The organism is Nonomuraea sp. NPDC059194 (assembly GCF_042754765.1).
In the GTDB taxonomy this organism is placed as follows: Bacteria; Actinomycetota; Actinomycetes; order Streptosporangiales; family Streptosporangiaceae; genus Nonomuraea.
This window is the reverse complement of record NZ_JBHZBH010000013.1, coordinates 113,885-125,267: the sequence shown is the minus strand read 5'-3', so window position 1 is coordinate 125,267 and position 11,383 is coordinate 113,885. Positions and strand designations below refer to the sequence as shown.

At 70.4% G+C, this 11,383-nt stretch carries 12 protein-coding genes; 3 read left to right on the top strand and 9 right to left on the bottom strand.

The window, feature by feature from the left end; translation table 11 throughout:
• The 4 genes from ACFXJ8_RS18325 to ACFXJ8_RS18310 form a co-directional block, all read right to left on the bottom strand.
• On the bottom strand, positions 1 to 2,085 hold the full coding sequence (locus tag ACFXJ8_RS18325) for an SPFH domain-containing protein (protein ID WP_379645082.1): 2,085 nt from the start codon (positions 2,083 to 2,085) through the stop codon (positions 1 to 3).
• Complete coding sequence (locus ACFXJ8_RS18320; protein ID WP_379645081.1) at positions 2,082 to 2,627, bottom strand: hypothetical protein; 546 nt, start codon at positions 2,625 to 2,627, stop codon at positions 2,082 to 2,084. The genes ACFXJ8_RS18325 and ACFXJ8_RS18320 overlap by 4 nt, the downstream gene beginning before the upstream one ends.
• A gap of 75 nt (positions 2,628 to 2,702) precedes the next feature.
• Complete coding sequence (locus ACFXJ8_RS18315) at positions 2,703 to 3,353, bottom strand: response regulator (RefSeq protein ID WP_379645080.1); 651 nt, start codon at positions 3,351 to 3,353, stop codon at positions 2,703 to 2,705.
• Positions 3,350 to 4,531: a sensor histidine kinase gene (locus tag ACFXJ8_RS18310; RefSeq protein WP_379645144.1), complete on the bottom strand. Its 1,182-nt coding sequence runs from the start codon at positions 4,529 to 4,531 to the stop codon at positions 3,350 to 3,352. The genes ACFXJ8_RS18315 and ACFXJ8_RS18310 overlap by 4 nt, the downstream gene beginning before the upstream one ends.
• Positions 4,532 to 4,718: 187 nt before the next feature.
• Between ACFXJ8_RS18310 and ACFXJ8_RS18305 the strand changes: the two genes are divergently transcribed.
• Positions 4,719 to 5,624: an NADP-dependent oxidoreductase gene (locus tag ACFXJ8_RS18305; protein ID WP_379645079.1), complete on the top strand. Its 906-nt coding sequence runs from the start codon at positions 4,719 to 4,721 to the stop codon at positions 5,622 to 5,624.
• A 213-nt stretch (positions 5,625 to 5,837) separates the two neighbouring features.
• Positions 5,838 to 6,296, top strand: coding sequence for a rhodanese-like domain-containing protein (locus ACFXJ8_RS18300; RefSeq protein ID WP_379645078.1), 459 nt, complete (start codon positions 5,838 to 5,840; stop codon positions 6,294 to 6,296).
• 145 nt (positions 6,297 to 6,441) lie between these two features.
• Here the strand turns inward: ACFXJ8_RS18300 and ACFXJ8_RS18295 are convergent, their stop codons facing one another.
• From ACFXJ8_RS18295 to ACFXJ8_RS18285, 3 genes are read right to left on the bottom strand one after another with little or no spacing between them, the layout of a single operon-like run.
• Complete coding sequence (locus ACFXJ8_RS18295; protein ID WP_379645077.1) at positions 6,442 to 7,365, bottom strand: aminoglycoside phosphotransferase family protein; 924 nt, start codon at positions 7,363 to 7,365, stop codon at positions 6,442 to 6,444.
• Positions 7,365 to 8,243, bottom strand: coding sequence for a 1,4-dihydroxy-2-naphthoyl-CoA synthase (locus ACFXJ8_RS18290; RefSeq protein ID WP_379645076.1), 879 nt, complete (start codon positions 8,241 to 8,243; stop codon positions 7,365 to 7,367). Before ACFXJ8_RS18290 ends, ACFXJ8_RS18295 begins: the two co-directional genes overlap by 1 nt.
• A 58-nt stretch (positions 8,244 to 8,301) precedes the next feature.
• Positions 8,302 to 8,643, bottom strand: a complete 342-nt coding sequence (locus ACFXJ8_RS18285) for an ArsR/SmtB family transcription factor (protein ID WP_379572964.1) — start codon at positions 8,641 to 8,643, stop codon at positions 8,302 to 8,304.
• 76 nt (positions 8,644 to 8,719) lie between these two features.
• Between ACFXJ8_RS18285 and ACFXJ8_RS18280 the strand changes: the two genes are divergently transcribed.
• Entirely contained in the window at positions 8,720 to 8,890 is a 171-nt protein-coding gene (locus ACFXJ8_RS18280; RefSeq protein ID WP_379645075.1) for a DUF3073 family protein, read from the top strand.
• Between the two features lie 199 nt (positions 8,891 to 9,089).
• Here the strand turns inward: ACFXJ8_RS18280 and ACFXJ8_RS18275 are convergent, their stop codons facing one another.
• Together ACFXJ8_RS18275 and ACFXJ8_RS18270 are read right to left on the bottom strand one after the other, a co-directional pair.
• Entirely contained in the window at positions 9,090 to 10,499 is a 1,410-nt protein-coding gene (locus ACFXJ8_RS18275; RefSeq protein ID WP_379645074.1) for an MFS transporter, read from the bottom strand.
• Complete coding sequence (locus ACFXJ8_RS18270; RefSeq protein ID WP_379645073.1) at positions 10,496 to 11,383, bottom strand: alpha/beta fold hydrolase; 888 nt, start codon at positions 11,381 to 11,383, stop codon at positions 10,496 to 10,498. The genes ACFXJ8_RS18275 and ACFXJ8_RS18270 overlap by 4 nt, the downstream gene beginning before the upstream one ends.

Genomic DNA, 11,383 nt, shown 5'->3' with positions numbered 1-11,383 from the left:
TCAGCCCTTCACCGCCGTGAGCGCGGCCACCGACGACTCGGCCACGCCGAGCCTGCGCGCGCTTTCCAACAGCTCGTTCAGCTTCGCCGCCTCCGGCCCGCCGCGCGAGATGAGCTGCATGAGCAGCGCCGACACCGTCAGGTTCTTCACGTCCTCGGTGCTGATCCCGCCGACCAGCCTGGCCAGGTCGTCGGTCAGGCTCGCCGTCCCGTTGAGGTACGGCTCGGCCAGCGTCCGCGTGACCGACGAATGCTCGACGAACCCGTCGACGGCCTTGGCCGCGGTGATCGACCCGACCACCCTGTCGAAGAACATGCTGTCGCCGCCGACGATGTCGATGTTGGCCTTGGCCAGGCCCGCCGCCACGACGTGGGCCTGCGACTCGGCGACCTGCCGCTGCACATCGATGTGCTTGAGCCTGATCTCCTTGTCGGCTTCGAGGCGCAGGCGGTACTCCTCGTGCGTCCTGGTCGCCTCGTCCATGGCGGCCATCGCCTTGGCCTTCTCGATCAGACCCTCGGCCTCGGCCTTCAGCCTGTCGCCGGTGACCAGCGCCATCGCCTGCTCGCCCTCGGCCTGCGCCTTGAGCCGCGCGCCCTCGACCAGCGCCATCGCCTTGGCGCCCTCGGCCTCGGCCCGCAGCTTCTCCGCGGTCGCCATGGCCTCGGCGCGGCCGACCTTCTCGATGGCGTCGGCGCCCCGCTCCTTCACCTGGACGTCGGCCAGCCCCTGGGCCGCCGCCTCCGCCTGCAGGCCCTCGGCGAGCCTGATCTTGGCGCGCGCGTCCAGCTCGGCCGCCTGCTGCCTCGCCTCGGCGAGCGTGAGCTCCTCGCGCGCCCGATGCTTGGCCGCCGCCTCGGCCGCCTCCGCGGCCTTGATGTCCTTGACCAGGCTCTCCTGCGCCTCGGCCTCGGCCTGGATGATCGTGGTCTGGCGCAGCCGCTCGGCCTCCTCGACGGCGCGCAGCTTCTTGATGTTCTCTTCCTGCTCGGCGACCGTCTTCTCGACCGCGATCCGCTCCCGCACGACCTCGGCGATCGACCGCTTCTCGGTCTCGACCTCCTTGTCCTTGGCGATGCGCGACAGCTCGGTCTCCCGCTCGCGGGAGATGACCTCCAGCATGCGGTCCTTCTCGATCCGCTCGCTCTCGATGGCGATGACCCGCTCGCGGTTTTTCTCCGCGACGGCGATCTCGCGGTTGCGGTTCTCGTTCTGGATGCCGAGCTGCTCGTCGGTCTTGATGTGCGCGGCCTGCGCCTTGAGCCGCTCCTCGGCCTGCACACGGGCGATCTCGGCGTCCTCGCGCGCCTTCATCGTCTCGATCTCGCGCTTCTGCTTGATCTCCGCGTCCGCCTGGCGGCGCTTCAGCTCCAGGATGGCCTCGGTGGCGTCGACGTTCTGGCGGGTGATCTCCTTCTCCTCGCTGCGCCTGAACTCGTTGGTCCGCACGTTCTCATTGGCGGTCAGCTCGGTGATCTTGCGGATGCCCTGGGCGTCGAGGATGTTGGCCGGGTCGAGCTTGGCCATCGGGGTCTGCTCCAGGTAGTCGATCGCCGCGTCCTCCAGGCTGTAGCCGTTGAGGTCGGTGCCGATGACCTGGATGATCTGGTCGCGGAACTCGTGGCGCTTGGTGTAGAGGTCGACGAAGTCGAGCTGCTTGCCGACGGTCTTGAGCGCCTCGGAGAACTTGGCGTTGAACAGCGCCTGCAGCGTCGACTCGTCGCTGGCGCGCCCGGTGCCGATGGCCTGCGCCACCTTGATGACGTCCTCGACGGTCTTGTTGACCCGCACGAAGAACGTGATGCGGATGTCGGCCCTGATGTTGTCGCGGCAGATCAGCCCTTCGGCCCCGGTCCTGGCGATCTCGATGGTCTTCACCGAGATGTCCATGACCTCTGCCTTGTGCAGGACGGGTAAGACGACGGCGCCGGTGAACGTCACGTCGACCCTGCGGACCTTGGAGACGATGAGCGCCTTGCCCTGGTCGACCTTCCTGAACAGCCGGCTGATCACGAAGACCAGGCCGATGGCGACGATGACGACAACGGCCAGCAGGATGCCGAAACCGGTGGAGATGACACTCATGTACGGTCCTCCATGACGTAGAAGAACTCGCCCTCTGCGTCGTAGTCGAAGATCAACGCGGTCTGGCCGCGGGAGAGCAGGTCGCCGCCGGTCGTCCTGACCTGGACGACGGCCGACGAGCCGTCGGGGGCGATGACCTCGGCCTGACCGAAGGTCGCGTCGGCTCTCCCGGTGCGCACCACGCACCTCTGGCCGACGAAGTCGTGGCGGGAGGGCTCCTTCCGGTCGGGAAAGAGCCTGCGCATGGGGATGATCAGCAGTTTCGTGCCCAGCCATCCGGCCGCGAGCGCCGCGGCGAGCACCAGCGGCCCGCCGCCCAGCAGCACCACTCCGGCCAGGCTCGCGAACCACGCGAGGGCGACGAACAGGGAGGCGGCGACGGTCGCGGGGATGCCGCCGAGGCCGAGCGGGAGCTGCACGCCGTCGAGGTCGACGTCGCCGCCGACGAACATGACCACGAGCCAGTAGCCGACGACCACGACGAGCAGGAAGCTGAAGAGCACGGCTGGGAAGGTCAGCGCGGCGTCAAGGAATGCGGGCATCGGCTCCCTCGGATAAAAGCCCCCCTACTGGGGCGAATATATCCAGGGGTGGGTTGCAGGCCGCTTGAAATCCGGTTAATGCCCAGGTACGGCCAGCCCCGTCTCATAGGCCACGATGACCGCCTGCACCCGGTCGCGCAGCCCGAGTTTGGCGAGCACGTTGCTCACGTGCGTCTTCACCGTGTGCTCGCTGACGACCATCTCGGCGGCGATCTCGGCGTTCGACAGCCCGCGGGCGATCAGGCCGAGCGTCTCCTGCTCCCTGCTCGTCAGTACGGCGAGCCGTTCCGTGGACACCGACGCCGCCGCCGGGCGCGAGGTGAACTCGGCGATCAGCCGACTGGTGACGGTGGGCGCGAGCAGCGACTCCCCGGCGGCGACCACGCGGACCGCGTTGACCAGGTCGTCCCTGCGCACGTCCTTCAGCAGGAACCCGCTCGCCCCCGCACGCAGCGCGTCGTAGACGTAGTCGTCGAGGTCGAAGGTGGTGAGCATGAGGACCCTGGTCTCCCGCCCCACCAGCCTGGCCGCCTCGATGCCGTCCATCCTGGGCATGCGGATGTCGAGCAGCAGGACGTCGGGGCGGTGCTCGCGGACCAGCGCGACGGCCTCGACGCCGTCGCTCGCCTCCGCGACCACGTCGATGTCGGGCTGGGCGTCGAGGATCATGCTGAACCCGCCGCGCACGAGCTCCTGGTCGTCGGCGACCACTACCCGGATGCTCATCGGTTCACTCCTTGCTTCACGTGGCCGCGCTCGGGGGTGAGCGGAAGCCGTACCGACACCTGGAAGCCTGGGCCGTCGGCGCGCGGACCCGCGGTCGCGGTGCCACCGCAGGCGGCGGCGCGCTCGCGGATGCCGATCAGGCCGTTGCCGCCCGAGGGCATCGCCAGGCCCGAGCCCGCGCCGTCGTCGGTGACGTCGACCGTCAGGGCGTCGTCGGACCAGCGCAGGGCCAGGTCGGCGCGGGTGGCTCCGGCGTGCTTGACGACGTTGGTGAGCGACTCCTGCGCGATGCGGTACACCGCCACCTCGACGTCGGGCTGCAGGGCGCGGGCCGTACCGTGCACCTGGAGGGAGACCGGCAGCGGCAGCTGGGACACCAGCGCGGGCAGGTCGGCGATCGTGGGCTGCGGAGCGCGCGGCCCTTGCTCCTCCTTGAGCACGCCGAGCATGCGGCGCAACTGCATCATCGCGTCGCGCCCCGCGGTGGCGATGGCGTCGAAGGCGGCCTCGGCGCGCGCCGGGTTGCTCCTGACGACCACGGGCCCCGCCTCGGCCTGGACGACCATCAGGCTGACCGCGTGCGCGAGGATGTCATGCATGTCGCGGGCGATCCTGGCCCGTTCCCGCTCGGCGGCGCGCTCGGCTTCCACTTCCCGCTCCCTTTCCAGCTGTACGGCACGCTCCTCCAGCGCGGCGGCGTAGGCGCGCGAGGTGGCGGCGGCCCTGCCGATGGCGTAGGCGGCGATGGCGCACACGGTGCCGCGCACGGCGGTCTCCGACGAGCCGACCGCCAGCAGGCCGCCGCCCAGCGTGAAGACCAGCACCGCCACCCTGGACCAGCGAGGCGTGTAGGCGGCGACGGTGTACGCGCAGACGAGGGTGGTGTACCAGATCGGCTGCGGGGGCACCGAGTCGGCCAGGTCGTAGAGGGAGGACGTGAACACGCTCAGGAGCAGGGTGGTGACGGGGGCCCTGCGCCGCCAGACCAGCGGGAGCACGGAGGCGACCACGACCGCGACGCCCCACCAGTGCCACGGCGCGCCCGCCAGCCGCTGCCTGCCGACGAACGGCCAGAGCTGGACGACCAGCACGAGGGCGGCCAGCGCGAGGTCCACCTGCAGCGGTGGAAGCGCGCGGAAGCGCTCCTTCAGCCGGGCGATTTGCGGGAGATCCGACACGGTGTCCAATCTTCCTCCTTTCTGATGGTCCTCCACGCCATGGTCGGGCACCCGAGGGTGCTCGCGGATCGCCGGTAGGAGCGGTCCGCGCTCGCTCTCAGGAGGGATGTTGACCTCAAGGTTGGTTGAGGTTGCAGAGTTGTCTCACTGACACGAGTTGTCTCACTGACATGAGGAGTTGATCGAGATGAAGGCTGCGGCATTCGCGACCCCCGGCGGGCCCGAGGTGCTCCGGGTGATGGAGATCGAGACCCCGCAGGCGGGGTCCGGCCAGGTGAGAGTGCGGGTCAAGGCGGCGGGCGTGCAGCCGTACGACGCGGCGGTGCGCGCCGGATGGACCCCGCAGGGCGTGACAGGGGACCTGCCGCGCGTCCCCGGCAACGAGTTCGCGGGCGTGGTCGACCAGGTGGGCTCGGGCGTCACCGGGTTCGCGGAGGGGGACGAGGTGCTCGGGTTCTCGCTGCTGAACAGCTACGCCGAGTACATCGTGGTCGGCGCCGACCAGATCGCCCCCAAGCCCGCAGGCGTGCCGTGGGCGGTGGCGGGCGGCCTGACGGCCGGGGTGCAGACGGCGGAGCTCGCGCTGAACACCATTGGCCTGCGGGAGGGCGAGACGCTGCTGGTCCACGGGGCGTCGGGCTCCGTGGGGACGGCAGCGGTGCAGATCGCCCGCAGGCTCGGTGCCAGGGTGATCGGGACCGGCAGGCAGGAGAACCACGCCTACCTGCGCTCGCTCGGCGCGATCCCCGTCGCCTACGGGGACGGGCTGGCCGACAGGGTCAGGGCGCTCGGCCAGGTGGACGCCGTGCTCGACGGGGCCGGCGGGCCCGCGTTGGAGGTGTCGCTGGAGCTGGTGAAGGACCCGGGGAGGATCGTCACGCTGGTGGAACACGGCAGGGCGGCCGAGCTGGGGGTGCGGCTGGTGAACGCGGGCCGTACGGCGGAGCGGCTCGGCAGGTACGCGGAGCTGGTCGCGAAGGGCGGGTTCACGTGGCTGGTGCGCCGGACGTTCCCCCTCGACCGGGCCGCCGACGCGCACCGGGAGATCGAGACCGGCCACGGCAGGGGCAAACTGGTCATCGAAATCCCCTGACCCGCCGCCTGGACCCCCTTAGTCCCAGTTCCTTGGGGGAGGAAGTGGCGCCCCCAAGACCCCAGCCCGCACTCCACCTGAGGTCCCGGGATGGAGCTGGCGGCCGGGTTGGCGAGATCTTAGCGGTAGGCGGCTTTCTCGCCACTGTCTCGGGCGCCTCCGTGCACGCCACCATGGAGGCGCACCACCCGGTCCGAGAAAGGAAAGCCCTGGATGTCCGCTGTCACCTCCACCCCCGCCGCCGACAACGCCGCCGCACTCGCCCACTTCGCGGCGCGGCTCGCCTTCGAGACCGACGTGTCCGACGTCGCCGCCGACCTCGCCGCCAAGGTCCCCGGCGTCGTGGTGATCGACTCGCGGAGCCTGGAGAGCTGGAACCAGGGCCACATCGACGGCGCCGTCCACCTGCCCACCGCAGAGATCGCCGCCAGGGCCGCCGACCTGGTGCCCGGGGACGTGACGGTCGTGACCTACTGCTGGGGTCCGGGCTGCAACGGCGCCACCAGGGCCGCGCTGGAGTTCGCCAAGCTCGGCTACCGGGTGAAGGAGATGATCGGCGGCTTCGAGTACTGGGCGCGGGAGGGCTTCCCCGTCGCGACCGCCGGCGGTGTGACCAGGAACCCCATCGACCCGCTCACCGCCCCCGTCTCCGGCATCGCCTGCGCCTGCTGAAGCCTGCGCCTGCTGAAGCCCGCGCCTGCTGAAGCCTTCGGAGGAGGGGCCGGTTGGCGCCCCCGGCTGGAACATCGGCGGCCGGGGGCGATCATGGTTCTACCCCGTCCGGCGTGCGTCAATCACCGAGATCACCCCACCAGTCCTAACGTGACCGGTTGACCAGGGCCTCGGCGATGGCGATCTCGTCCTGGTCGATCCTGGCCTCGCCGTCCTCCAGGTCCCACAGCCCGTCCTGCAACAGCCGGCCGAGCGTCCATCCGACGGCCCGCTCGCGCTCCAGCCCCAGCCGTTCGACCATCAGGTCGAACCGCCGCAGCACCGTGCGCCGTACATCCGTCGAGGGCCAGCGGTTGCGCAGCGCCGGCATCAGCTCGAACCCTGGGTCGCCCACCAGCGGCTTGGGGTCGATGGCGAGCCACGGCTCGCGGGCGCCGGCCAGCACGTTGTCGAAGTGCAGGTCCCAGTGGAGCAGCCGGTCTCCCGGCTCGTCGACCAGCTCGCGTACGGCGGCGGCGCTCCGCTCCAGCCACGCCCTGTCGTCGGGATGCGCCCGGGGCAGCAGCTCGGGCGCGTCCTCCAGCATGTCGGAGGCGATGTCGCCGAGCGTCCGCAGGCCCTCGGGACCCTGGTGGGCGGCCAGGCGGGCGAGCAGGTCGGCGAGGATCCCCAGCGCCCGGTCCGAGTCGGGCACGGCCTCGAGCGAGCGGTCGCCGTCGAGGCGTTCGAGCAGGAGGGCGTTGGCCTGGTGGGGCGAGGTGGGCGAGGGGACGGTCGCCTCGTCGAGCAGGCGGACGATCCCGTCACCCGCCCAGGCGCGCAGGCCAGGGCCCTCGCCGATGTTCTCCTCGGTGGCGGGCTGGAGCTTCAGCGCGGCAAGGATGCCGTCGGCCCGCCGTACGGGAATGACGAGCGAGACCATCCCGTGCATCACCGCGCCGTCGGGGCGCAGGCCCCAGCGGTCGAGGAAGTGTTCGGCCAGGCCGGGCAGGTCGGCCGTCCACGCGGGGCCCGCATCGTGGGCGTACTTCAGGTGGTGCGCCGCGAGCTCCTCGGGGACCTCGACCATCAGTAGTGCCAGGGGAACGGTGACCAGTCGGGCTCGCGCTTCTCCAGGAAGGAGTCGCGGCCCTCGGCGGCCTCGTCGGTCATGTAGGCCAGGCGGGTGGCCTCTCCGGCGAAGACCTGCTGGCCGACGAGCCCGTCGTCGATGAGGTTGAAGGAGTATTTCAGCATCCGCTGCGCGGTGGGCGACTTGCCGTTGATCTTCCGTGCCCATTCGAGCGCGGTGGACTCCAGCTCCTCGTGCGGGACGACCGCGTTGACCATGCCCATCCGGTGGGCGTCGGCCGCGGTGTAGGTGTCGCCGAGGAAGAAGATCTCGCGGGCGAACTTCTGGCCTACCTGGCGGGCCAGGTAGGCCGAGCCGAAGCCGCCGTCGAAGCTGGCCACGTCGGAGTCGGTCTGCTTGAAGCGCGCGTGCTCGGCGCTGGCGAGCGTGAGGTCGGCCACGACGTGGAGGCTGTGCCCGCCACCGGCCGCCCACCCGGGGACCACGCAGATGACGATCTTCGGCATGAAGCGGATGAGCCGCTGTACCTCCAGGATGTGCAGGCGGCCGGTCGAGGGGGTGCCGTCGGCGTACTGGTAGCCGTCCTTGCCCCTGATCCGCTGGTCACCGCCCGAGCAGAAGGCCCAGCCGCCGTCCTTGGGCGAGGGACCGTTGCCGGTGAGCAGCACGCACCCGACGTCGGTGCTCTGCCTGGCGTGGTCGAAGGCGCGGTAGAGCTCGTCGACGGTCTGCGGCCGGAACGCGTTGCGCACCTCGGGCCGGTTGAAGGCGATGCGCACGGTGCCCTGGTCGACGGCTCGGTGGTAGGTGATGTCGGTGAAGTCGAAACCCTCGACGACCTGCCAGGCCTTGGGGTCGAACAGCTCGGAGACCATGGCTCAAGAGCCTAACGGATCTGCCGCTCGGCCCATTCGGCCCACTCGCACCGACCGGTCAGCCCACCGCGCGACCTTCGGCCCTCAGTTCGGCCAGCAACTCGCCCTGGTCGGCGAGCATGTCGGTGAGGATCCGCCGAGCGTCGATGAGCAGATGGGCCACGTCTGGACTGGAGAGTTCGTAGACGACGGTCGCCCCGTCGCGGGTTGCGCTCACTATCCCGGCTCTGCGAAGAACCGCCAACTGCTGGGAGAGGCTGGACGCCTCGACGTCGATCTCGGTGAGCAGGTCGCGGACCGGTCGGGGACCCTGCCTGAGAAGCTCCAGCACCTGGATGCGCACGGGATGCCCGAGCGTGCGGAAGAAATCTGCCTTGGCCTGGTACAGCGGAACGGGCATGCAACTATCGTAATATAGCGAGTTGCACAATTCTTCAACTTGATAGGATGATGACGGGCATCGAGGGAGTGGAGCCATGGGGCGAGGCAGAGCCAAGGCGAAGCAGACGAAGGTCGCTCGCGAGCTGAAGTACACCAACCAACACATCGACTACGAGCGCCTGCGCGAAGAGCTCGGCGCCGACTCGTCGAGGGACGACACGGGAACCACGGAGCAGTCGCGCGACTCCGCGACGTCTTCTGGGTGACGCAGGCCCGATATGACGGGCGATCTGCTGGGCATTGACCTGGCGTGGTCGCCCGAAACGGGCCGATGCGGGTGGAACTGCGGGTGAGAGTCACCCAGGTGGCGGGCGTGCTGACGCTCGCCGTCCTGGTGGCGGGCGCGGGCGGGCGAATGCTCAACGCACTCCGGTGCGCGGCCCACGAAGGGCACGGGCGTGAAGGCTATGAGCGCGTGGCGTGGACGCGGTTCGCGATGCGCTCGGCCGTACGGTCGGCGGTGGCCGTGGCCCACGCGCCTGTCGTGAGCACGCCGATGGCCAGCACCGCCGCCCCGCAGCCCGCGATGATCCACCACGCGGCGACGCCGGCGGATGAGGCGGGGCCGGTCGCGGCGATCACCGAGCCGATGACCGCGACCCCCAGCGACACCCCGACCTGACGGCTGGTGGAGGCGACGCTCGCGGCGACCCCCGCCTGCTCGCGGGGCATGCCCGACACCGCGGTGTTCGTGATCGGCGCGTTGACCATGCCGAAGCCGATGCCGAACAGGACATAGGCGGTGAACATCAGCGGGTCCGACTGCCAGGCGTGCAGTCCGGCGAACAGCACGCCGCTGGCGCTCATCGCCAGGCCCGCCATGAGCGTCGGCAGTCGGGGACCCCTGCTGCCGACGATCCGTCCCGACAGCGGCGCGAAGACCAGCGTCATCGAGGCCATGGGCAGCATGTAGAGACCCGCGTGGAGCGCGTCCAGGCCGCGTACCTGCTGCAGGTAGAGCGTGTTGAGGAACAGGAACCCGCCCAGCGCCGCGAACGAGCTGACCGCGAGGACGGTCGCGCCGCTGAACGGCGCGCTGCGGAAGAAACGCACGTCGATGAGCGGCTCGACCCTGCGCGGCTCGTAGAGCAGCAGGCCCGCCAGTGAGAGCGCCGCGAACGCGAAGCAGCCGAGGATGAGCGGCGAGCTCCAGCCCTCCGCAGGCGCCTCGATGATGCCGAAGGTCAGCGAGCCCAGCAGCGCGATCACCAGCAACTGCCCGACCGGGTCGAACCTGCGCGCTCTCGCCGCCTTGGACTCGGGCACGAACAGCGTGGTCAGGATCAGCGCGGCGACGCCGAGCGGCAGGTTGAGCCAGAAGATCGAGCGCCAGCCCAGCGTGTCGACCAGGAACCCGCCCGCCAGCGGCCCCGCCGCCATGCTGATGCCCACCACGCCGCCCCACACGCCGATGGCCCTGGCCCGCTCGCGCGGGTCGGTGAAGACGTTCGTGATGATCGACATCGCCACGGGGTTCAGCATCGACCCGCCCACCGCCTGGATCATCCTGAAGACGACCAGCCAGCCCATGCCGGGCGCGAGACTGCACAGCAGCGAGCCGAGCGTGAACAGCAGCAGGCCGAGCTGGAACACCCTGCGCCGGCCGTACCTGTCGGCGGTGGAGCCCGCCAGCATCAGCAGCGAGGCCAGCACCAGGGTGTAGGCGTCGATCGTCCACTGCAGCGCGGAGACGGGGGCGTCGAACTCCCGCTGCATGGACGGCAGCGCCACGTTGAGGACCGTGCTGTCGAGGCTGACGATCAGCAGGCTCATGCAGCAGATCGCCAGCACCGGCATCCGGCGCCGATGGGTCACCTCTGCACAGTAACCGTGTGCCTGAGGATGGCCCCGACCAGGGTCTCGTGTGCCTGCGGCGCGAGCATGTGGCCCATGCCCTCCACCATCAGCAGCTCGGCGCCCGGGATGGCCTCGGCGATGAGCGCGCCGTGACCCGGCTTGGCGGGCTCGTGCGTGCCCTCGACGACCAGCGTGGGCGCCTTCACCGTGTGCAGCACGCCCACGGGCTCGAAGGCCATGTCCGCCGCCGCCGCGAGCCGGTGGTTGGCCAGGGCGGACAGGTCGAGGGCCCGCTCGTACAGCCGCTCGGCCTGGCGGCGCTCCTCGTCCTCGTCGAAGGGGTACCCGCCGCCCGCCAGCACCCTGGCCTCGGCGATCTGGAAGTCGATCTGCTCCCGCCTGGTCGAGGGCGGCGCGGAGGTGATCATCTTCTGGTAGAACTCCACGAACGCGGGCGTGGGCGGAGGCAGGCTGCCCTCCGGCTGCTCCTCGCCCATGAGGGCGCGCATGACGGTCACCCCCTCCTGCCTGCCGAGCGGCGAGGAGCCGATCGTCGTCAGCGTCGCCACCCGCTCGGGGTGCTCGACCGCGATCCACTGGGCGAGCAGGCCGCCCGCCGAGTGGCCGACGAGGTGCGCCGACTCGATCCCGTGGGAGTCGAGTACGGCCAGCGCGTCGTTCTTGATGTCGTGCCAGGTGTAGGGGTTCGTCGCGAAGTCGACCGTCTGGGAGCGGCCGGTGTCGCGGTGGTCGTAGCGGATCACCCGGCGCCCTCCCGCCGCCAGACGGCCGACGAACGCGTCGGGCCAGCTCTGCGGCCCCTGGGACATGGAGCCCGCGATGAGCAGGACGGGCGGGTGGGCGGTGTCGCCGAACTCTTCGGTGAAAGTCGTGTTTTGCAT